The sequence below is a fragment of the Halorientalis regularis genome, from assembly GCF_023698535.1.
Classification (GTDB): domain Archaea; phylum Halobacteriota; class Halobacteria; order Halobacteriales; family Haloarculaceae; genus Halorientalis; species Halorientalis regularis.
On record NZ_JALJCL010000001.1, the window covers coordinates 90,797 to 112,132 of the forward strand.

The 21,336-nt window shown below is 66.2% G+C and carries 24 protein-coding genes and 1 pseudogene; 15 read left to right on the plus strand and 10 right to left on the minus strand.

The window, feature by feature from the left end:
• Positions 1–57: 57 nt before the first annotated feature.
• Both MU521_RS00450 and MU521_RS00455 read left to right on the plus strand, forming a co-directional pair.
• A complete protein-coding gene (locus tag MU521_RS00450; protein ID WP_092687195.1) occupies positions 58–864 on the plus strand; it encodes an enoyl-CoA hydratase/isomerase family protein in 807 nt (268 codons plus the stop codon).
• Positions 861–1,745: a beta-keto acid cleavage family enzyme gene (locus MU521_RS00455; RefSeq protein ID WP_092687192.1), complete on the plus strand. Its 885-nt coding sequence runs from the start codon at positions 861–863 to the stop codon at positions 1,743–1,745. The genes MU521_RS00450 and MU521_RS00455 overlap by 4 nt, the downstream gene beginning before the upstream one ends.
• Before the next feature lie 72 nt (positions 1,746–1,817).
• On the opposite strand, the gene MU521_RS00460 is transcribed toward MU521_RS00455, so the two are convergent.
• The 4 genes from MU521_RS00460 to MU521_RS00475 form a co-directional block, all read right to left on the minus strand.
• A complete protein-coding gene (locus MU521_RS00460; protein WP_092687189.1) occupies positions 1,818–2,009 on the minus strand; it encodes a DUF7501 family protein in 192 nt (63 codons plus the stop codon).
• Between the two features lie 73 nt (positions 2,010–2,082).
• Positions 2,083–4,407 (minus strand): heavy metal translocating P-type ATPase, encoded by a 2,325-nt coding sequence (locus MU521_RS00465; protein WP_092687186.1) that lies wholly within the window; start codon positions 4,405–4,407, stop codon positions 2,083–2,085.
• Positions 4,404–5,216: a sulfite exporter TauE/SafE family protein gene (locus tag MU521_RS00470; RefSeq protein ID WP_092687183.1), complete on the minus strand. Its 813-nt coding sequence runs from the start codon at positions 5,214–5,216 to the stop codon at positions 4,404–4,406. The genes MU521_RS00465 and MU521_RS00470 overlap by 4 nt, the downstream gene beginning before the upstream one ends.
• Positions 5,217–5,239: 23 nt before the next feature.
• Positions 5,240–5,452: a DUF8131 family protein gene (locus MU521_RS00475; protein WP_092687180.1), complete on the minus strand. Its 213-nt coding sequence runs from the start codon at positions 5,450–5,452 to the stop codon at positions 5,240–5,242.
• Between the two features lie 99 nt (positions 5,453–5,551).
• Here MU521_RS00475 and MU521_RS00480 point away from each other — a divergent pair, with 99 nt between their 5' ends.
• From MU521_RS00480 to MU521_RS00495, 4 genes are read left to right on the plus strand one after another with little or no spacing between them, the layout of a single operon-like run.
• On the plus strand, positions 5,552–5,785 hold the full coding sequence (locus MU521_RS00480; RefSeq protein WP_245681125.1) for a hypothetical protein: 234 nt from the start codon (positions 5,552–5,554) through the stop codon (positions 5,783–5,785).
• Positions 5,786–5,791: 6 nt separating this feature from the next.
• On the plus strand, positions 5,792–6,361 hold the full coding sequence (locus MU521_RS00485) for a cytochrome c oxidase subunit II (RefSeq protein ID WP_092687177.1): 570 nt from the start codon (positions 5,792–5,794) through the stop codon (positions 6,359–6,361).
• 47 nt (positions 6,362–6,408) lie between these two features.
• Positions 6,409–8,124: a b(o/a)3-type cytochrome-c oxidase subunit 1 gene (locus MU521_RS00490; RefSeq protein ID WP_092687495.1), complete on the plus strand. Its 1,716-nt coding sequence runs from the start codon at positions 6,409–6,411 to the stop codon at positions 8,122–8,124.
• A complete protein-coding gene (locus MU521_RS00495; RefSeq protein ID WP_092687174.1) occupies positions 8,121–8,318 on the plus strand; it encodes a hypothetical protein in 198 nt (65 codons plus the stop codon). The genes MU521_RS00490 and MU521_RS00495 overlap by 4 nt, the downstream gene beginning before the upstream one ends.
• Positions 8,319–8,395: 77 nt before the next feature.
• Here MU521_RS00495 and MU521_RS00500 read toward each other — a convergent pair whose 3' ends face one another.
• Entirely contained in the window at positions 8,396–8,629 is a 234-nt protein-coding gene (locus MU521_RS00500; RefSeq protein WP_092687171.1) for a hypothetical protein, read from the minus strand.
• A 239-nt stretch (positions 8,630–8,868) separates the two neighbouring features.
• On the opposite strand from MU521_RS00500, the pseudogene MU521_RS00505 reads away from it, so the two are divergent.
• Positions 8,869–9,207, plus strand: a pseudogene (locus tag MU521_RS00505) (amino acid permease); the annotation flags it as partial.
• Positions 9,208–9,314: 107 nt separating this feature from the next.
• Positions 9,315–9,638, plus strand: a complete 324-nt coding sequence (locus tag MU521_RS00510; protein ID WP_092687168.1) for a universal stress protein — start codon at positions 9,315–9,317, stop codon at positions 9,636–9,638.
• On the opposite strand, the gene MU521_RS00515 is transcribed toward MU521_RS00510, so the two are convergent.
• Positions 9,635–11,335 (minus strand): acyl-CoA carboxylase subunit beta, encoded by a 1,701-nt coding sequence (locus MU521_RS00515; protein WP_092687165.1) that lies wholly within the window; start codon positions 11,333–11,335, stop codon positions 9,635–9,637. The genes MU521_RS00510 and MU521_RS00515 overlap by 4 nt on opposite strands.
• 230 nt (positions 11,336–11,565) lie before the next feature.
• On the opposite strand from MU521_RS00515, the gene MU521_RS00520 reads away from it, so the two are divergent.
• The gene (locus MU521_RS00520) at positions 11,566–11,817 is read left to right on the plus strand and encodes an MTH865 family protein (protein WP_092687162.1); all 252 of its coding nucleotides are present in this window, start codon (positions 11,566–11,568) and stop codon (positions 11,815–11,817) included.
• A 26-nt stretch (positions 11,818–11,843) separates the two neighbouring features.
• Here the strand turns inward: MU521_RS00520 and MU521_RS00525 are convergent, their stop codons facing one another.
• A complete protein-coding gene (locus tag MU521_RS00525) occupies positions 11,844–12,332 on the minus strand; it encodes a metal-dependent hydrolase (protein WP_092687493.1) in 489 nt (162 codons plus the stop codon).
• An 80-nt stretch (positions 12,333–12,412) separates the two neighbouring features.
• Between MU521_RS00525 and MU521_RS00530 the strand changes: the two genes are divergently transcribed.
• The gene (locus tag MU521_RS00530) at positions 12,413–12,571 is read left to right on the plus strand and encodes a hypothetical protein (protein WP_175452738.1); all 159 of its coding nucleotides are present in this window, start codon (positions 12,413–12,415) and stop codon (positions 12,569–12,571) included.
• A gap of 43 nt (positions 12,572–12,614) precedes the next feature.
• Positions 12,615–13,190, plus strand: a complete 576-nt coding sequence (locus MU521_RS00535) for a peroxidase-related enzyme (RefSeq protein WP_092687158.1) — start codon at positions 12,615–12,617, stop codon at positions 13,188–13,190.
• 18 nt (positions 13,191–13,208) lie between these two features.
• Here MU521_RS00535 and MU521_RS00540 read toward each other — a convergent pair whose 3' ends face one another.
• Complete coding sequence (locus MU521_RS00540) at positions 13,209–13,604, minus strand: DUF7522 family protein (protein ID WP_092687156.1); 396 nt, start codon at positions 13,602–13,604, stop codon at positions 13,209–13,211.
• A gap of 137 nt (positions 13,605–13,741) precedes the next feature.
• On the opposite strand from MU521_RS00540, the gene MU521_RS00545 reads away from it, so the two are divergent.
• Together MU521_RS00545 and MU521_RS00550 are read left to right on the plus strand one after the other, a co-directional pair.
• Positions 13,742–14,338, plus strand: coding sequence for a winged helix-turn-helix transcriptional regulator (locus MU521_RS00545; protein ID WP_092687153.1), 597 nt, complete (start codon positions 13,742–13,744; stop codon positions 14,336–14,338).
• Between the two features lie 120 nt (positions 14,339–14,458).
• Positions 14,459–17,059 (plus strand): heavy metal translocating P-type ATPase, encoded by a 2,601-nt coding sequence (locus tag MU521_RS00550; RefSeq protein WP_092687150.1) that lies wholly within the window; start codon positions 14,459–14,461, stop codon positions 17,057–17,059.
• Here the strand turns inward: MU521_RS00550 and MU521_RS00555 are convergent, their stop codons facing one another.
• Positions 17,060–18,583 (minus strand): cryptochrome/photolyase family protein, encoded by a 1,524-nt coding sequence (locus MU521_RS00555; RefSeq protein WP_092687147.1) that lies wholly within the window; start codon positions 18,581–18,583, stop codon positions 17,060–17,062.
• Positions 18,584–18,751: 168 nt separating this feature from the next.
• Here MU521_RS00555 and MU521_RS21565 point away from each other — a divergent pair, with 168 nt between their 5' ends.
• The gene (locus MU521_RS21565) at positions 18,752–19,696 is read left to right on the plus strand and encodes a halocyanin domain-containing protein (protein ID WP_092687144.1); all 945 of its coding nucleotides are present in this window, start codon (positions 18,752–18,754) and stop codon (positions 19,694–19,696) included.
• Here MU521_RS21565 and MU521_RS00565 read toward each other — a convergent pair.
• Positions 19,693–20,631: a haloalkane dehalogenase gene (locus MU521_RS00565; protein WP_092687141.1), complete on the minus strand. Its 939-nt coding sequence runs from the start codon at positions 20,629–20,631 to the stop codon at positions 19,693–19,695. The two genes, MU521_RS21565 and MU521_RS00565, sit on opposite strands and share 4 nt — an antisense overlap.
• A 121-nt stretch (positions 20,632–20,752) precedes the next feature.
• Here MU521_RS00565 and MU521_RS00570 point away from each other — a divergent pair, with 121 nt between their 5' ends.
• Positions 20,753–21,040 (plus strand): ubiquitin-like small modifier protein 1, encoded by a 288-nt coding sequence (locus MU521_RS00570; RefSeq protein ID WP_092687138.1) that lies wholly within the window; start codon positions 20,753–20,755, stop codon positions 21,038–21,040.
• Positions 21,041–21,336 lie beyond the last annotated feature (296 nt).

Consider the following 21,336-nt stretch of genomic DNA (forward strand, 5'->3'; position numbering starts at 1 on the left):
GAGTTTCTTCCTGTCCGAAATACTATTGCGGCGGCGTGTGCCACGATACAAAACCTCATGGAAGACCAGGAGCTCTCGAACGAGGCGCTCGACGTATCGGTGAGCGACGACGGCTTCGTCGTCCGGGCGACTATCGACCGGCCCGAGGAGCGCAACTCGCTGAACGAACCGGTGATACTTGGACTACTGGACGCGATTCAGTTCGCCGACGAGAGCGAGGCCCGGGTCTTTGTCCTCCGGGGCGCGGGCGGCACCTTCTGCTCGGGCGGCGACCTCTCGGAGATGTCCGGCGTCATCGGCCAGGGATCGGAAGCCTACCGCGAGCAGTTCTCCTCGCTATCGGCCATCGTTCAGGAGATGGTCGACGCCAGCGTCCTGACCGTCGCGGCGGTCGAGGGCTACTGTCTCGCTGGCGGACTCGGCCTCGCGTCGGCGTGTGAGTTCGTCGTCGCGCGGGACGACGCCGAGTTCGGCACACCAGAAGTGAACGTGGGGCTGTTCCCGGCACAGGCGATGGCCCCGATTATGCGCTCGGTCGACCAGAAGGCCGGGCTGAAACTCCTCTTTACCGGGGAGCACGTCACCGCCGAGGAGGCCGCCGAGATGGGGCTCGTGACCGAGTTGGCACCCGAAGGCGAGTTCGAGGCGACGCTGAACGACCTGGTGGACCAGCTCGTGAACAACAGTCCGGTCCTCATCGAGGTGGGCAAGGAGGCCTACTACACCCAGCGTGACATGGGCTTCCAGGAGGCGCTCTCCTATCTGAAAGAGATCATCACGGTGGTCGCGATGAGCGACGCGACCGAGGAGGGGATCAACGCCTTCCTGATGGACGATGACCCCGAGTGGGAGGTGCGCCAATGACCGACGCCAACCGCGAGTCCGTGAAAGGGAACGATCCGGACAGGGTCGTGATCTCGGCGGCGCTGACGGGTGCGCTCACGACCCGGGACCAGTGCGAGGCGATCCCCTACACCGCAGAGGAGATCGCCGAGGAGGCCGCCGCCGCGCGCGAAGCCGGCGCGGCCGTCGCTCACATCCACGCCCGGACGGACAACGGCTCGCCGACCTACTCGACCGAACGCTACCAAGAGATCAAAGACGAGGTGCAGGCCCGCACCGACATCGTCGTCAACTTCTCGACGGGCGCGATCCACGAACCCGTCGAGAGCCGAGCGGAGTACGTCCGCGAGACCCAGCCCGAGGTGGCCGCCCTCAACATGGGCTCGATGAACTACGCGAAGTACTCCGAATCCCGCGAGGACTACGTGTTCGACATGGTGTTCGAGAACTCCTTCTCGGAGATCCGCGAGATGGTCACGACGATGCAGGAGGCCGGCGTCAAACCGGAACTGGAGTGTTTCGACACGGGCCACATCGGGAACACCCGGCCACTGCTGGCCGAGGGGAAACTCGAACACCCACTCCACTTCAGCCTCATCATGGGCGTGCTGGGCGGCATCCCGGCGACCGCGGAGAATCTGGCCCACCAGGTTCGACAGCTCCCCGACGACGCCACCTGGCAGGTCATCGGGATCAGCGAGGACCAGTGGCGACTCGTCGGCGCGGCGCTGGCGATGGGCGGAAACGTCCGGGTCGGACTCGAGGACAACTTCTACGTCAGCGACGGCGAGATGGCCGAGAGCAACGCCGACCTCGTCGAGAAGGCCGCACGGATGGCCCGCGACGTGGGCCGGGAACCTGCCACGCCCGACGAGGCCCGCGAGATCATGAGCATCGACTGATCGAACAGTCGTCGGGACTGCCCGGACCTGCAGCTGGCCGACGGGATCTGCTCGGCGAAAAGCGGTGCCGAACTACCCGGACCAGCCGCCGCGGATGTCGCTGTTGATGTTACCACGCCACTGATCGAAGCCCGACTCGCAGGCGGGGTTGGACTTCAGGTGATCCATGAAGCCCGCGCCCGGCGATTCGAGTTGCATCTCACAGAACGGACAGACGTTCGGGTCGTTCCACGTCGTCGGCACTGGTGTACCTGTATCCCCCATGGGACCACGATTGACACGGTTGCATATAATTGTTTACGCTGACGACCGAGGCTGGATTAACTGTCCTAATATGTCACGAGCGGAGCGACCGCGACGAGTTCGTGACGACGAGCAGGCTGGAGGCGGTCATCGCGACCGCGGCGAACAGCGGGTTCAGCAGGCCGGCGACGGCGATGGGGATGGCGACGGCGTTGTAGAGGAACGCCCAGCCGAGGTTCTGCCGGATGCGGCCGTGGGTGCCGTTGGCGATCTCGAACAGCGCAGTGACGTTTCGCAGGTCGTCGTCCAGCAAGACGGCGTCCGCGGCGTCCGCGGCGAGGTCGGTCCCGCTCCCCAGCGCGATGCCGAGATCCGCGGCCGCCAGCGCGGGGCCGTCGTTGCTCCCGTCGCCGACCATCGCGACGGTGCCCCGGCCACGCAGTCGCTCGACGGTCTCGGCTTTGGCCTCCGGCGGGACGCCCGCGAACACCTCGTCGGCGTCGATTCGATCCTCGATCCGCTCGACTGCGCCGCCCTCGTCCCCGGTCAACACGACCACCTCGTGATCGGCCGAGAGGTCCGCGACGACCTCCGAAGCCACCGGGCGCTCGCGCTCGCCCAGCAGGAGCAGGCCCCGCGCCCGCTCCGCCCAGCCGACGAACACCGGACGCTGGCCCGCCTCGGCCGCCTCGGTGGCCCGCCGGTCCAGTTCGTCCGGGACCGCGAGCCCTTCCGACCGCAGGCAGTCCGCCCGACCGACGGTCACGCGGTCGCCGTCCACCGCGGCGCTGACCCCGGTTGCGTGGCGCTCGAAGTCGGTGGCGTCCGGTGAATTCTCGACGGCCTCGGTGATGGCCGTCGCGACGGGGTGGTTCGCCCGGCACTCGACCGCAGCCGCGCGCCGGCGGAGCGTCTCCGGGTCGTCGCCGACGACCTCGGCGACCCGCATCTCGCCGGTGGTCAGCGTCCCGGTCTTGTCGAACACGACAACGTCGACCTCGGGGACGGCCTCGAACACCGCTTCGGAGACGACGACGATGCCCGCGTCGGCGGCCTCGCGGACGCCCGCCGCGACGGCGAGCGGCGTCGCCAGCCCCAGCGCGCAGGGACAGGAGACGATCAGGACCGTGAGCCCGAGCAACAGGGCCGAGACGCCGCTCCCGCCGATCAGGAGTACGGCCGCGGCCGCCACCGTGCCGAGCGCGATCACGGTCGGGACGAACACCGTCGCCAGGCGGTCGGCGAGTCGCTGCATCCCCGGCCGAGCGCTCTGGATCGACCAGAGCAACTCGACGATCCGGTCGAGGGTACTCTCGGCGTCGGCCGCGACTTCGACGGTCAGCGGCGCGTCCGTGACGACGCTCCCGCCGATCACCTCGTCGCCCACGCACTTGTCGACCGGCATCGGCTCGCCGCTGAGCAGTGACTCGTCGACGGCGGCCGAGCCCTCGACCACCTCGCCGTCGGTCGGAACGCGCTCGCCGACCTTGACCAGCAGGCGGTCGCCGGCAGAGAGATCCTCGACGGGGACCGTCTCCGTTCCGTCGCCGGTCAGGCGGCGCGCCTCGGTCACTCTGGACTCGGTCAGCTCCGAGAGCAGGCCGACCGCGCGGTCCTTGACTTTCCCCTCGTAGTAGTTGCCCAGCGAGACCACGAGGACGATGGCGACGGTCACGTCGAAGTAGAGGTGGGTCCGGCCGAGTCCCATCGCGACGGTGCTGTAGCTGTAGGCGGCCGTTGCCGCGAGCGCGACCAGCAGGTCCATGTTCGGGTGGCCGGCCCGGAGGCTGACGTACGCGCCCCGGAGGATCGGCCACCCCGTGTAGAAGAGGACGATCGAGGTCATGAGCCAGACGTTCCCGAACAGGTAGAGGCCGACGAGGCTGGTCAGGTCGACGAAGGGCGCATCGTAGCCGAAGTACGTGGGGTAGAGAAACAGGGCGTACCAGCCCATCACCATCATGCCGAAGAAGCCGCCGATCGCCAGCGCCCAGGCGGACTCGTCGGCCTCGCTGTCGGCCTCGACCTCGCGGTCGCGGGCCGCGTAGCCGTAGCCCGAGACGGCATCGGCGAGTTCGTCGGTCCGGGTCTCCTCGGGATCGTAGACCAGCCGCATCGTGTCGGTGGCGTAGCTGGCGGCGGCGTCGTGGACGCCCGACTGATCGACCGCGCGGGACTCGACGAAGGCCTCGCAGGTCCCACAGTGCATCCCGTCGACAGCGAGATACCCTGTCTCGGCGTCGTCCGGGACCGAAACCGCGTCCGTGCCACGACGCTCCGTGAGGTCGTCCTCGGTCGTCTCCGCGTCGTCGAGGGCGTTCGCGACAGAGAGACAACCCTGACAGCAGTACGCGCCGCCGTCGCCGTCGGTGATCGGCGGGTCCGGCGTCGGTCGATCACAGAGGGTGCAGTCGGTCATGCGAGGGGCTGGTAGAACGGCACGGGGAGCATCGGCACGCCGACGCCGAGCAACACCAGGCCGTGTGAGAGGGGGATGTATCCGAGCACGACGAAGGTTCCACCGAGCAGCCGGTGGAGGGTCCGCCGGTGGCCCTCACCGAGCGTGCCCAGCACCGTGCCGTAGGCGAACAGCGTCGGGACCGTCCCCAGCCCGAGGACGCCGAGGCTGAGCGCGGCCCGGACGGGGTCGCCCAGCGCGAACGCGTAGACGTACGCGGGATAGAGGATCGGGCACGGGAGGATCCCGTGGACGGCCCCGAGGCCAACGATCTTGGGGCCGCCGACCAGCCGGTCGACGTGCGCGGTGAGCCACCCGCTGACCCGCTGGAACACCCGCGTGACGACGGCAGGCGTGAACCGGTCGAGGTGGCCAGTCCCGCCCAGCAGGTACCTGATCCCCGTCGCCACGATGACTGCCCCGACGGTCAGCCCGGCGACGATCCGGACGGGGTTGGCGATGGCGGGCAAGCCGTCGACCGACGCGAACAGTAGGCCACCGGCCGCGGCCGCGAGCGCACCGACGAGGGCGTAGCTCACCGTGCGTCCGAGGTTGAACAGCAGGTGCTGGCGGACGGCGAACGTGGTGAGTCGACGCTCGCGGTCGGTGCCGGTCTTTGCGTCCATCCGGTCGGCGTACAGCGTCACCAGCGGACCGCACATCCCGAGACAGTGTGCGCCGGCCAGCAGACCGATCACGGCGAACACCAGCAGGTCCACGTTGCCCTCCACGGCGGAGACACCGGCCAACTGGAGGAGTGTCGCAGTCATCTATCGGGGAGTCGGCACCACACTTAGCTGTGTGCCGGCTCGGTCCCGTGTTCTTCGCCCTCCGTCGGCGAGAACAGCAGGTAGAGACTCGTGGTGATCAACACGACGTTCGTGGCCGTCACGGCGAGTGCCACGTAGAAGGACAGCGTGAGACCGAAGGTTACCACCGGCACGAGCGCCAGTAATGAAATGGCGATGACAACTCGTGGCGACAGTGAGTCGAATGCCTGGATCATACCGGTCGTTGGCGAACGCGGGGTATAATCCTGGGCGCTGTTCTCACTCCGTGGGAACGTCCGGTATTGGATTTAACGAACATGTGCGTACACCCTTCTATGACCGCGACAGAGGCTGAGGCGGAGACGGATTCCGCGGTCGTCGGTGAAGACGTGTACGCCGACGGGACGCTGGTCAGGGATCCAGAGATCGAGGAGTCGCTGTCACAGGACGAGTACGATCCGAAGGGGACGCTGGCGTTACTGCTGGTGTACTTTCTCATCCTGGGATTGATGTGGACGTACATGTACTTCGTCGAGTTCCTGGGGAACGGGCCGACAGTCGTGGGGTGATCTGGGATGCACGTCCACAACTACGAGAAGCTGTGGCTCGGGGCGTCGCTCCTGTTGATCGTCGGGTTCATCTCGACCATCGTCTACGGGGCGGCGGGAGCCGGGGTCACCATGGTCAACGACGAGGGCGGGCATGTGAACCCGAACAACCTCGGGAACACGAGCGGGTTCGACGACCCCGGAGTGACGAAGATCGGCCCCAGCGAGTACGAGGTCCACGTCGCCGCCCTGCGGTTTGCCTTCCAGCCCGGGACCATCGAGGTACCCGCGAACAGCACAGTCACGTTCTACGTGACCTCCCGGGACGTGATCCACGGGTTCCAGATCGTCGGCACGAACGCCAACACGATGGTCATCCCCGGCGAAGTGTCGAAGATCACCGTGAACTTCGACGAGCCGGGCGAGTACGGCATCGTCTGTCACGAGTACTGCGGGGCGGGCCACCACAGCATGGCCGCCGAGTTGCTCGTCAAAGAACCGTCCAACTTCACGATGCAAACCGACACGCAGACGCCGACCAGTGGGAACGGGCCGACGAACGCGACTGCGACGCCGACGGGAGGTGAGTCGGCGTGAGCACGCCCGGTGAGACGGCCGGCGAGACCGTCGAGTCGGCCAGGGAGATGCTGCCCGACAATTCCTTTTTGATCCAGTATCCGCACGTCTCGCGGGTCGTCCGGTCGCTGTTCCTGACGGCCTTCGTCGCCTTCGGGATCGGTGCGTTCATGGGCGTCCTGCAGGCGCTCCATCGGACGGGCATCGCCCGGATCGTCGCGTCGAGCGACTACTACACACTCCTGACGCTCCACGGCGTCTTGCTGGTGATCGTGTTCACCATCTTCTTCCTCGCCGGCGTGTTCACGTGGGCGAACACGCGGAGCCTCGACAGACCACCAGTGAGCAAGCGGTTCACCTGGTTCTGGGTCGTCACGATGTCCGTCGGGAGCGCGATGGCCGGCATCGCGATCCTGGCCGGCCTGATCCCGAGTATCGGCATGAGCGCGGACGTGCTGTTCACGTTCTACGCGCCCCTGCAGGCCCACCCGCTGTTCTATATCGGCCTCGCAGTGTTCATCATCGGGACCTGGCTCGCCGGCATCGACTGGTTCCGTCAGTATCTCGCCTGGCGCGGCGAGAACACCGGCGAACGCATCCCGCTGCAGTCGTTCATGGTCCTGACGACGATGCTCATGTGGTTCATCGCGACCATGGGCGTCGCCGTGGAGGTCGTCGTCTTCCTGATCCCGTGGTCGCTCGGGATCGTGCCCGCGCCGAACCCGCTACTCACGCGGACGCTGTTCTGGTTTTTCGGCCACCCCGTGGTCTACTTCTGGCTGATGCCGGCGTACCTGCTGTGGTACACGGTCCTGCCGAAGATCGCGGGCGGCCGGTTGTTCAGCGATCCGCTCGCACGCGTCGTGTTCGTCCTCTTCTTGCTCCTCTCGACCCCAGTCGGGATCCACCACCAGTACGTCGATCCCGGCATCGCCGAGGGGTTCAAGTTCATCGCGATGACGAACACGATGTTCCTGCTGTTGCCGAGCCTGCTGACCGCGTTCACCGTCGTCGCCAGCATCGAACACGGCGCGCGCCAGCGTGGCGGCACCGGTTACTTCGGCTGGCTGAAAGCTCTCCCGTGGCGTGACCCGGCCTTCACCGGTATGACGCTGGCCGGCCTGATGTTCGCTGCCGGTGGGTTCAGCGGCATGATCAACGCCGGGATGAACATCAACTACCTCGTCCACAACACCATCTGGGTGCCGGGACACTTCCACCTCACCGTCGGGACGGCCGTGGCGCTGACCTTCATGGCCGCCTCCTACTGGCTCGTGCCCCGGATCACCGGCCGCGAACTGTACAGCCGACCCATCGGGCTCTTCCAGGTCGTCCTCTGGTTCGTCGGCATGGTGTTCATGTCCGCGGCCATGCATCGCGGCGGCCTCGCGGGTATCCCACGTCGGACGGCCGAACCGCAGTACCCGCAGGTCACCTTCGAGACGGTCGCTGGATCCGTCGGCAGTCTCCGATTGCAACTGGCCTTCGGCGGTGTCCTGCTGTTCGTCTCGGCGCTGTTGTTCCTCGTAAACGTCGGCCTCACCGCGATGAACAACGAGCCCGCACGAGGACTCGACTCGGCGCTCCCGCCGGCGCTGTCCGGGCCTGAACAGTCGCCGACTGTGCTGGACAACCTCAAGCTCTGGGCGTTGATCGCCGTCGTGCTGGTGATCCTCGCCTACTCGCTGCCGCTCTACAGTATCGTCCAGGGTGCGGGACTCTACCCACCCGGGCAAGAGGCCACGCCAGCGGTCCTCGCGCCGTTGCTGGAGGTGATCGCATGAGCCGCCTCTCACCGGCTGCCCTGCTGATCGTCGGCGCGTTCATGGTGCCGCTGTTCATCGAACTGCCCGTCGTACTGTCGTTCGTCGGCGTCGAACTGTCGATGACGGCCTCGCTCGGTATCGGTGTGGTCGCGTTCACGCTCGTGCTGATCTGGTCGGAAATCAGCGAGAAGCCCGAGGCCGCGGACGCCTGACGCCACGGGGCCACGAACCCCGGCCGTCGCTTACCGGCCGAGTACACGGAGAACGGACGTCGAATCGACGACCGCGCTCACAACGAGTGACCGCCGTCACGCAGCGCCGGACGCTGTTCTGCCAGCACGTACGCGACCCCGAGCAACAGCAGGACCGAGACGAGCGACCCGACGAGGTAGCCGTTGGCCCCGACGCTCGTCGGTCGTCCGAGCAGGACCCAGGTGCCGAGGGCCGTGTACCCCACTGCGAGGACGCCGACGAGTCGTCCGAGCCAGACTGTCACCTGTTCCGCCGTCGTTTGCCGTGTCATGGCTGTCAGGGAGTACGGGATCGTCCGATGAAACCCATGAAGCACGTTCCCACGTCGTGAGAACGGCTGTATGGCCGGTCGGTCCGCTGCCGAGTCGACTGGGGGTCTTCCCACCGCGGGGGAACCACCGCCGCACTGATTAAGTCCGGCGTTTTTTACGCCGAATAGCCCGACACGAGGCGAGAGAAACTGTGTCCGAGACCGACCAGACCAACAGAGCCGGCGTGGCACCCGCCGAAATCGCGTCACCGAGGGCCACCGACGAGGAGACGACAGTCACGGAAGAGGGGTCGGAACTGGAGCGGTCCATCGGGCTCGTCGGGGGGCTCTCGGTCGGCGTCGGCACGATGATCGGCGCGGGCATCTTCGTATTCCCCGGAATCGCGGCGGGCCAGGCCGGCCCGGCGGCGGCCGGTTCGTTCGCCATCGGGGCAGTCGTCGCCCTGCTCGTGGCGCTGCCTGCCTCGGAGCTGGCGACGGCGATGCCCAAATCCGGCGGCGGCTACTACTTCGTCTCCCGCGCACTCGGCGCACTCCCCGGGGCCATCGTCGGCATCAGCGTCTGGCTCGGGCTGATGCGATCGCCGTCCTCCTGCCCAACCCGACGGGCGAGATCGACGATATTCTGGTCCCGCTCCGTGGCGTCGTCGACGTGGACCGGCTGGCGGACCTCGTGGCCACACTCGTGGACGGCGACGACAAACGGGTCACGCTCTGGGACCTCACGGTCGGCGACGACACCGACCTCCTCGACCGGTCCGAGCGGACGCTACGGGACCGCGGCCTGACCGACGAGCAGATCCACACGGAATCGGACGACGTGGAGTTTCCCACGCGGGCCATCGTCGACCGCTCGGGCGATTTCGACGTGATCGTCATGGGCGAAGGGCAGCAGACCCTGCTGACGACAGTACTGGGCGACACGGGCGAGCGGATCGCGGAGGGTGCCGTCGCGCCAGTCCTCGTCGTTCGGCGCGACAGGAGCGAAGACGGCGAGACGGACGATTAGAACAGGATCGTCCCGTGGTGGCGGTCGGGGTCGTCCCGGCGCTTGTTCCGGAACGCCGAGAGCCGGGCCAGCAACTGCTCGCGGAGGTCTCCGGCGGGGAGCAGTTCGTCGACCTGCATCGTCGCGGCCTGGGCCCGCAGGTCGACGAAGTCGTCGAACTGCTCTTTGGCGCTCTCGATGAACGCCTCGCGGGTCTCGCCCTCCATGTCGTCCAGTTGCCCGCCAAAGAGCGCGTGGACGGCCGCGTCCGGTCCCATCACCGAGATCTCGGCGCTGGGCAGCGCCAGCGTCGCGTCGGCACCGAACGCGGGGCCACACATGGCGTAGATGCCCGCGCCGTACGCTTTTCTGGTGATGACACAGAACTTCGGCACCTGGGCGTTCGAGGTGGCGTAGATGAACTTCCGGCCGCGCTGGAGGATGCCCTCGCGTTCGACCTTCGAACCGACCATGAAGCCGGGCGTGTCACAGAGATACACGAGGGGAATCTCGTAGGCGTCACAGATCCAGACGAACTCGGCGGCCTTCTCCGCCGAATCGGGGAAGATCGCACCGCTGACGTGGTTCGGCTGGTTGGCGACGATGCCGACCGGGCGACCGCCCATGCGGGCGAATCCGGTGACCATCTCCGGGCCGAACCGGGGCTTGGTCTCGAACCAGGAGTCGCGGTCGACCACGCGGTCGATCACCTCGTGTACGTCGTAGGCGGCGTTGGGTTCGTCGGGGATCACCGCGTCCAGCCCCTTCGGGTTCTTGACCGGCGGTTTCGGCTCCCGTGTCGGGTTCGGGGCGTCGTACTTCTGGGGGAGATAGGAGAGCAGGGCCTTGACGGCCTCTGCGGCGGCCTCCTCGTCGGGCACCACGAGGTCGGCGCTGCCCGACTGGGTGGCGTGGACCTCGGGGCCGCCCAGATCCGCCATGTCGACGGACTCGCCGGTCATCGCTTCGACGATGCGGGGTGAGGCGATCGCCATGCCGGAGATGTCCTCGACCATGATCAGGAAGTCACAGAAGACGGGGGTGTAGGCCGACCCGGCGATGTTCGGGCCGTAGAGGACGCCGATCTGTGGGACCTGCCCGGAGTGGAGACACTGGTTGTAGAACATCTTCCCGCCCCGATAGCGGTCCATGTGCGTGTCGCCTTTCTCGCGTTCCTCGGCGTTGAGCCGCGCGCCCGTCGAGTCGATCAGGCGAACGATAGGCGCGCCGGCTTCGGCGGCCCGCTCAGAGAGACGAATCTCCTTCTCGACGCCCATCTGACCGAGCGATCCGGCCTTCACGCTGTAGTCGTTGGCGGTGAAGAAGACCTCCCGACCCTCGATCTCGCCGACGCCGGTCAGCAGGCCGTCGGCCGGGAGTTCGTCGTCGTCGGTGAAGCGAGCGAAGGTGCCGTCCTCGTAGGTGATCTCGTCGAACAGCAGGTCGAGCCTGTCGCGGACGAACGCCTTCCCGAGGTCCTCTAGTTTCTCGTGGCCTCGTTCGGGACCGCCGGACATGATGTCCTCGATCTGCTCGCGGAGTTTCTGCTCGCGCTCGGTGACGATGTCGCCCCCGCCCGTCCACTCCTCCTCGTCGGCCGCGACCCGGTCGCCGCCGGGGTCGACGATCTCGACGGGCTGACCGAGGTGTTCGGCGACCGCCGTCGCGATCACCCTGGCGGTATCCTCGTCGGTCTCGCCGTCGACTGTGATCTCCATGGTCAGCGCTCACCTGCCGTCGAACCGGTGGGGAAACTCACGCAGTGTTTACAATTGACTCGCATAGTGACAGCAAACTCTCGCCGGACGGTAAAATATGTATGGGTCTCTCACGCACGGTCGAGTGGGCGACCGTGGGCTCACGAATCCTCGCGGAAACGGCGCTGAACGGACCGTATCGTGGGACACAATGTTTTTTACAGTAGGTTCGAGAACCGTTGAAATGGATCATGGCAGACAAAGACGATCTGCGCCAGCAGATGATCGAAGCGTTCGAAGGGGCCGACTATCCGATCTCGAGTCCGATGGATCTCGTGCCTGCCCTGCCTGACGGGCCGTCGACGGCGTTCGAGTCCGGGAACTTCTCGATGACGGCCATGGAACTGAACACGAAACTCTCCGGGGGGGACTTCCCGTACGACAGCGCCGAGGACTTCGTCGACGACATCGTGGACGAACTGGAGGACCAGGACCTCATCTGAGCACGCGTCCGTCGTCGTGTCGTCTCTCAGCCCGGTGTGACGACCAGCACTGCCGACATCGTGCCCAGGACACCGAGTCCGAGCAGTCCGTAGTTCGCGAGCGGGTTCTTCGCCCGAACGAGATCGAGGGTGACGGTCCGCCCCGAGAGCGGCCACATCGGCGTGATGCCCATCGGGGTGAGCACGTCCCCCAGCAGGTGGGCACAGATGCCCAGCGTTCCGAACACGAACCCGGCGACAGCGAGTTCGGGGGATGATGGTGTGACCGGCCGACCGCCGAGAACCCACCCGACTGCGCCGAACCCGACTCCCACGAGCAGCGCGAACCAGACCGTGTGGGTTACGCCGCGGTGGGAGACCAGCGGCACCTCGTGGTCCACGTCGGGCAGGGAGGCGACCGACAGCACGCACAGCTCTCCGAGGACGGCCAGGTCGGCGCGTCCCGCCAGTACCAGCGCGACGCCGACCGGGAGAAAGACCAACAGCGAGACACCCAGATGGCCAGCCCTGTACACACGCGTGAGTCGTTCGCGTTCGGACATGAACCTTCGGCCGGGATGGGGACGTTTAACCGGCTTCCCGCCCGAATCCCGGTATGCTCGCGTCGGTCGCTGGAGAGGTGTTGGGTCGAGTCGGGCCGTTCGTCATCCCGGTCGTCCTGTTCGCCGGTGGGGTGGCCGTCTACGCCCTGCTGTGGCTGTTCTATCGCTGGCGCGACGGGGCAGTGATCGACGACGACGCCCCGGAGGAGTGAGCCGCGGCCAACACTGAAGCCCCCGCTGGTCGAGTAGGGTAACATGGGAGACGAAACGGACGCGATGACGCGGTTCGAAGTGCCCGATATCGAGGACCTGCCCGCGGACCTGCAGGAACGCATCGAGGAGGAGACCGAACGCGCCGGGTTCACGCCGAACGTCTTCCTGGCACTGGGATACCGGCCCAAGCAGGCGCGGGCCTTCGTCGAGTACCACGACGCCCTACTGGAGGAGACGGCGCTGGAACGCGAGGAGATCGAGATGCTGATCGTCACGGTCTCGGGCATCAACGACTGCCTGTACTGCATCGTCGCCCACGGGGCGCTCTGCCGAATCTACGCCGACGCGCCGATGCTGGCCGAGCAACTGGCCGCGAACCACCGTACCGCGGATATCAGCGACACGCACCGCGCAATGTTGGATTTCGCGGTCAAACTCACCGAGGAACCCGAACGAATCGAAGACGAAGACCTCCAGCGCCTCCGCGATCACGGGTTCAGCCAGGAGGCGATCTGGGACATCGGCAACGTCGTGTCATTCTACAACCTCTCGAACCGGATGGCCCACCTCGCGGATATGCGGCCCAACGAGGAGTTCTACACGCTCGGGCGGGCGTAGCGGGCGGCCGCTCCCGTCTCAGAGCCGGGGTTCGATCTCCTCGTCGAGATACTGGATACAGTACTCCACGTCGGCCATCGTCGCGGTCTCGCCGTCGCGTTGAATCGAGATGAGAAAGCCTGCCTTCACGTTCGTGGGGTCGCGCCACGTGAGGACCCACGCGTCCTCGAACACGCGGACGAACGATTTCAGGTCGCCGGTCTTGAACACCGATCCCTGATCGGAGAAACTCAGTTGCTGGACGATGGCGTCGTCGAGGATCTGCTGTCGCTCGTCCGCTTCGTACTGTTCTCGCACGTCGGGCCGGAACGTCACCGCCGAGGACCCGGCGTCGTACTGGACGACGGTCCGGAGGTCCTCGCCGAGCCGCTCGTGTAAATGGTCCCAGACGCCATCTACGAAATCGCGGTCCATACTCCGGTGTAGTTCGGTTTCTCGGGTTTCAGTCCTTCGTTTGGTCCTGTAAACGGAAAGTGTCGTTTGCGGTATCGACACACCGAGTGCGGGGCGGGTGGCGAAACTGACTTGCCGGGGCCGGTCGCACTGCTTGCATGCGCGGACTCGACGACACGGACCGGGAGATTCTCGACATCCTCCTGTCCGATGGGCGGCGTTCCTACAGCGACATCGCCGAAGCGGTCGACCTCTCGCCACCCGCGGTATCGGATCGAATCGACCGGCTCCGGGAACTGGGTGTCGTCCGGCGGTTCACCGTCGACCTCGACCGGTCGGTCCTCCGTGAGGGCGTGCCGGTGCTGGTCGACCTGCAGGTCCGGCCGGGTCGCGGGGATGCGGTTGCCGACGCGCTCTCGGCGGCAGAGCCCGTCGAACACGTCTTCACCACCGCGGACGAGCGGATCGTGGCCACGGCGACGGTCGGAGACGGCGACGTGAGTGGGATGCTCGCCGACACGGTCGAGATGGACGACATCGGCGAGTACGGCGTGGACCTGCTCGACGACACCGCCTGGTCGCCCGCGATGGACGACGCGGAGTTCGCCCCCGAGTGTGCCGAGTGTGGCAACACCGTCGACGCGGAGGGCGAGACGGCGGAACTCGACGGTACGCACTATCACTTCTGCTGTTCGTCCTGCCAGTCGCGGTTCGTCGCGCAGTACGAGGAACTTCGGGACGGAGCCTCGTCCTGACCGTGCGAGATCCGTGACTGTCCACCGGCGTCGACTTTCGAAACGAAAGTCTCAGCCGGAATCGAGGGCAGGAAAACAAGGACAAGCCGCTTGAACGTGGGTACCCTACGTTCAGACGAGATGACCGAACGGCGCACGCGGCTGGAGTTGACGGGGATGAGCTGTGCCAACTGCGCTGGCACCATCGACGACGCCCTCGCGGAGCTGGACGGTGTCGTCGAGTCGGACGTGAATTTCGCCACCGACGAGGGGACGGTGACCTACGATCCCGACGAAACATCCCTCGCAGCGATCTACGCGGCCGTCGAGGACGCCGGCTACGGCATCGTCCGGGAGTCGGTCACGATCCCGATCACCGACATGTCCTGTGCGAACTGCGCGGAGACCAACGAGACCGCGCTGGAGCGCCAGCCCGGGGTGATCGAGGCCGAAGTCAACTTCGCCACCGACGAGGCCAGCGTGACGTACAACCCCGCCGAAACCGACCGGCCGGCGCTGTACGACGCCATCGAGGACGCGGGCTACACGCCGGTCCGGGACGACGAAGGCGGCGATCGCGGCGACGCGGGAGCGAGTTCACAGGACCGCCAGGACGCCGCCCGTCAGGCCGAGATCGACCGCCAGAAGCGACTCGTGCTGTTCGGCGCGGCGCTGTCGCTCCCGCTGGTCGCGATGATGGCCGTGGAGTTGCTGGCACCCGGCACGATGCCGGAGACGGTCGCAGGAGTCGAAGTCGGCTGGCTCGCGTTCCTGCTCGCGACGCCCGTCCAGATCGTCCTGGGTCGGGAGTTCTACGAGAACAGCTACACGGCGCTGGTCAAGAACCGCACGGCCAACATGGACGTGCTGATCGCGCTGGGATCGTCGACGGCCTACGTCTACTCGGTGGCCGTCCTGCTCGGCCTGATCGCCTCCGAGGGGCTGTACTTCGACTCGGCGGCGCTGATCTTGACGTTCATCACGCTCGGGAACTACCTCGAAGCCCGCTCGAAGGGGCAGGCTGGCGAGGCGATCCGGCAGTTGCTGGAGATGCAGGCCGACACGGCGACGCTCGTCGACGAGGACGGGAACGAACGCGAGGTCCCCGTCGAGGAGATCGACGTCGGCGACCGGATGAAGGTGCGGCCGGGCGAGAAGATTCCCACCGACGGGACGGTCGTGGACGGCTCCAGCGCGGTCGACGAGTCGATGGTGACCGGGGAGTCGGTTCCGGTCGAGAAGAGCGAAGGCGACGAGGTCGTCGGCTCGACGGTCAACCAGAACGGCGTCCTCGTGGTCGAGGCCACGAAGGTCGGCTCGGAGACGGCGATCCAGCAGATCGTCTCGATGGTCAAGGACGCACAGAGCCGCCAGCCCGAGATTCAAAACGTCGCTGACCGCATCAGCGCCTACTTCGTCCCCGCGGTCATCGTGAACGCGCTGCTCTGGGCGGGCGTCTGGTACGCGTTCCCCGAACCGCTGGCGGGTATCGTCGGTGCGGTTCCGTTCCTCGGACTCGTGGCTGGCGGTCCGATGGTCGCCGGCGGCACCGTCTCGGTCTTCGAGTTCTCGGTGGTCGTCTTCGCCAGCGCCGTGTTGATCGCCTGTCCCTGTGCGCTGGGGCTGGCGACGCCCGCGGCGACGATGGTCGGGACCTCCATCGGCGCGCAAAACGGCGTGCTGTTCAAGGGTGGCGACGTGCTGGAGCGGGTCCGGGATGTGGATACGGTCGTCTTCGACAAGACGGGCACGCTGACCACCGGCGAGATGCAGTTGACGGACGTGGAAGTCGTCGGGACGGCCGCCGACGGGGGCACTGCCCCTGACGGTGGTCAGCTGGAACCGGAACTGGACGAGTCGGTCGTCCTCTCGGCCGCCGCGAGCGCCGAGCGGGGGAGCGAACACCCGCTGGCCGAGGCCATCGTCACCGGCGCGCGCGAGCGCGACCTCGACCCCGCCGAACCGGACGACTTCGAGAACGTCCCCGGCCAGGGCGTCCGGGCGACGACGGACCATGGCGAGGTCCGCGTCGGCAACCGCCGCCTGCTGGAGTCGAACGGGGTCGATCCGGCCCCCGCGGCCGAGACGATGGAACGACTGGAGAGCGAGGGCAAGACGGCGATGCTAGTCGCGGTCGACGGCGATCTCCTCGGCGTGGTCGCCACGGCGGACACGGTCAAAGACTCCGCGAAAGCGGCCGTGAGCGCGCTCCACGACAGGGGGTTGACCGTCCACATGATCACCGGCGACAACGAGCGCACCGCCGAGGCCGTCGCCGAACAGGTCGGGATCCGTCCCGGGAACGTCCGGGCGGCGGTCCTGCCCGAGGACAAGGCCGACGCCATCGAGGCGATCCAGGACGACGGCGAGCGCGCGATGATGGTCGGCGACGGGGTCAACGACGCGCCCGCGCTCGCGGCGGCGTTCGTCGGCTGTGCCATCGGGAGCGGAACGGACGTGGCCATCGAGGCCGCGGATGTGACACTGATGCGCTCGGACCCCCAGGACGTGCTGAAGGCCATCCGCGTCTCCGAGGGGACCCTCACGAAGATCAAGCAGAACCTGTTCTGGGCGCTGGGGTACAACACGGCGATGATTCCGCTGGCCTCGCTGGGTCTGCTCCAGCCGGTTCTCGCGGCGGGCGCGATGGCGCTGTCCAGTGTCTCGGTGCTGGCCAACAGCCTCACGTTCCGATCGTATACGCCCAGCGAGGACTATCGGTTGCTGGGGCGGTTCCGCTGATCAGAGGTCGCCGCGCTCGGCTCGCTCGCGCAGTTCGGTCGCCCGCTCTCGGATTTGCTCCATCTCCGCGTCGTCCTTGTCGTCGAGGTGGCCGTAGACGAGTCCCATCCGGTGGTTCGACCGGAGTTCGTCTTCGTTGCGGTCCAGAAAGTCCCAGTAGAACGTGTTGAACGGGCATGCTCCCTCACCGGTGGTCTTTGTCTTGTAGTACGGACAGCCCGAACAGTAGTCGCTCATCTTGTCGACGTAGTTGGCCGACGACGCGTAGGGTTTCGTGGCGAACACGCCCGCGCCGAACGATCCCATCTCGATCACGTTGGGCGTCGTGACCCAGTGGAAGGCGTCGACGTAGCCGGCGTGGAACCAGCGGTTCAACTCGGCCGGTTCGACGCCGTAGATCAGCGCGAAGTTCGAGAGAATCATCAGCCGCTCGATGTGGTGGGAGTACCCACGCCGGCGCACGCCGTCGATCACGTCCGAGAGACAGGCCATGTCGGTCTCGCCGGTCCAGTAGAACTCCGGCAGGGATTCGGTCTGGCCGAGCTGGTTGGCCGTCGCCAGTTCGGGCATCTCCCGGCGGTAGACGTGTCTGAGGAACTCGCGCCAGCCGATCACCTGCCTGACGTACCCTTCCACACTGTTGAGCGGCACGTCCCGCGACTCGTACGCGTCGAGGACGCGTTCGACCACCTCGTCGGGCGTCAGCAGTCCGAGGTTGAGCGGTGCCGACAGCAGGCTGTGATTCATCGCCCACTCGCCTTCCCGCATGGCGTCCTGGTACGGACCGAACTCCGGGAGCCGACTCTCGGCGAACCGCTCCAGCGCGTGGAGGGCCTGCTCGCGGGTCACGGGCCACTGGAACTCGTCGGGGTCGGCCCAGTCGCCGCCGTAGGGTGGGTCGTCGTAGCCGCCCGAGAACTCCGACTCGACCCACTCGATCACCTCGCGGGTCTCCTCGTCGTACTCGAAGGTCGGCGGCTCGGGCGGTTCGTATCCCTCGGGCGGTGTCTCGCGGTTCTGCTCGTCGTAGTTCCACTCGCCGCCGACGGGCTCGTCGCCGTCCATCAGGTACCCGGTCTCGCGTCGCATGTGACGGTAGAACGACTCGTGGGTGAGACTGTCGCGGTCGCCGGCCCACTCGTCGAACTCGGCTGGCGAACAGAGGAACCGCTCGTCTTCGACGACCGTGAGCGAGCCGCCGGCGTCGGTAACCAGGTCTCGCAACCGGTCGGCCCCGCCGTGGCTCGCCGGGCGGACGACGGTGATGTCGTCCTCTGGGTGGGCCTCGAAGTGGGCGTTCAACCCCTCGGCGAACGTCTCAAACTTCCGATAGTCGACCGTGTAGCCGTCCGCTCTGAGCCTGTCGCGGAACCGACGCATCGCGGCGAACACCAGCGCGAGTTTGTGGGGATGGTAGGGATGGCGGCGAGCGAAGTCGTGGGCTTCGATCATGAGTACGCGACCGTCGCGGTCGAGGGGGCCGACGGTCCGTGTCAACTGATCGCCCAGCACCAGTACCGTCATCGGTCGTTCGCTCCCCGGTGGCTGCCCGGCATATACACAATCGTAGGAGCGAAAATACAAAAACTGCGTGTCGGAGTGTGAGGGAAGGTCAAGTGATTTATATTTGTGGCCACAGAGGTTTTCGGCATGACCTGGCAATAGAAGCGTCGAGCGTTTCTCCGAACCGCAGTGGTGGCGACAGCGGCGGGTGTCGCCGGCTGTTCCGACAACGGTTCGGGTGACGGCTCGGGCGGGGACGACGAGGACGGGGACGAGACCGACGCCGGGACGCCGACGGCCACGCCCGAGGAGACGGAAGAAAACGTAGAGACGCCCGAAGAGCGCGACGAACCGGAAGGGCCGACCGACCCCGACGAACCGGCCGACGTACAGAACCCGAAACAGGCCGTCGACGACTGGCTCTCGAACACGAAAAATTACGACGGCAATATCAACGGTCAGATCGCAGAAACCGACGTGTCGATCGGCGTCGGCGTCGACGACACGTCGGGCAGTACCTTCGCGTTCGGCAAGCCGGCGATCAGAGTCACGACGGGGACACAGATCCAGTGGATCTGGCAGGACCCGAACAACGCGCACAACGTCCGGGAGCGAAACGGGCTGTTCGGCAGCGGAGACCCCGTCACTTCGTCCGGAAAGACGTTCACGGTGACGCTGACCGAACCCGGTGTCTACCTCTACAAGTGTTCGAACCACGGCGGCGCGCTCGGGATGCGCGGTGCGATCATCGTGGAGGACGAGCAGACCCTCAGCGGCTACCCCAAAGTCGACGAATGGCTCAGCGATTACAGTGAGTACGACGGCCGGCTGACAGACAGGACCGGTGAGGCATCGGTCGACGTGAAAGTCGGCGCGCGCAGTCCGAACGGACAGAACCGGTCGTTCGATCCGGTCGCGATTCTCGTCGATCAGGGGACCGAAATCGTGTTCGACTGGAGCGGCCGCGGTGGGACACACGACGTGACCTGGAAAAACGACACGTTCGAGCCGAGCGACAACGTGAGAGATGCCAGCTACACTTACAGCGTGACCATGGACGAGCCAGGCGTCTACCTGTACTACTGTCGCGGCGACCGACCCTACAACGGCCGCGGTGCGGTCGTCGTCCGCTAGGTCCGCTCGACGAACTCGACGATCTCTTCGGCGATCTCTTCTCCCTTGTCTTCCTGCAGAAAGTGTGCGCCGCCTTCGATCCAGATGTCGGGCTGGTCGCTCGCGGTCGGGAACAGATCACGCAGATAATCGCGTGATCCGTGCGTGATTGGGTCCGAGTCCGAGAAGAGGACGAACACCGGTTTCTCCCACTCCTCGAAGGTCGCTTTCGCCTCGCGCATCGTCTCGGCCCCGTCCATGTCCGGATCGGTGGGGACCCGACTCGGGAGGATGCGCGCACCTGCCATGTGATCCTCGTCCGGGAAGGGTGCGCGGTAGGCCTCGACCACGTCGTCTGGGATGTCCGAGAGACAGCCGCCCTCGACCAGTTGGCCCACGTCGAAGTCGGGGTCCTCCGCGGCCATATCCTTGAAATCGTGCCAGATGTCCGGCATCGACTGGCTCCCGTCCATGAGTCCGGTGTTCATCGGCACGAGCCGGGCGAACCGGTCGGGGTTGTTCGCCGCCACGGGCAACCCGAGCAGGCCACCCCAGTCCTGGCAGATCAGCGTGACGTTCTGCAGGTCGAGTTCCCCGAGGAACCGCTCGACCGTATCGTACATCGCACTGTAGGTGTAGTCCGCCTGCTCGGGCCACTTGTCCGAGCGGCCGAACCCGATCAGGTCCGGCACGACGACGCGGCCGGCCTCCGAAAGCGTCGGGATCATCTTCCGGTAGAGATACGACCACGTCGGCTCCCCGTGCAGACAGAGGAACGTCTCGTCGCCGTCACCCTCGACGTCGACGTACGCCATCTCGGGGCCGCCAGCGTCACCAGAACGCCCCGCGTTCTGGTTGCCCGGTGAGGTCCCCTCACCGACGTCGACGTAATTGGCCTCGTAGTCGTAGCCCGGCAGATCATCGAACCGCTCGGCTGGTGCGCGTTCCAGTGACATGGTGGTTTCCACTTTCCCATCATCCATAGTTATTTTCCTTCCAGCAGTAACGTTGAGCGCGAGCTTGCTAACAGCGTTCGGTCGCCGCCGGGCTTAAGCGGGTCGCGGTCGGAGGCCGGCCATGCACGTCGAGTTCGTCACGTACGCGACGATCCGGGACAGCATCGGCGAGAAACGGCTCGAACGGGAGTTCGATTCGGGTACGACAGTCGGCGAGGCACTCTCCGCGCTCGCCGACGACTACGAGAGTCTCGGCCCGTTGCTCTTCGACGGGGACGGCGATCTCAGACCGCACGTCAACGTCCTCGTCGACGAGGAGAACGTCCGGAACGGGGCCGGTGCGGCAACGACGCTGACCGACGGTGCAGAGTTGAGCCTCGCACCAGGCGTCGCTGGCGGGCAGAGGTGACAGTCGGCGGTAGCGAAAAGATGGTTCGCTCCACGTGGTTCGTCCCTTCGTGGGACGCGCTGTACCCGGTTAGATCAGACCGCGGAGTCCACCCGGTGTCGGCATCTCGGACTCGCGATCCGTCTCCTCTCCGTCTCGGTTTTCCTCCCTGGAACCGGACCGTTCCGCTTGTGCCATACTGCAGTTCAATGTCGGGAATAATCCAACAAAAAGTTTGTTCCTGACTCCAGTGGTCTGGAAGATACACCGCCGAGATATTTCTCTCGTGTGTGTTATCCGATTTCGGTCCGGTCTCG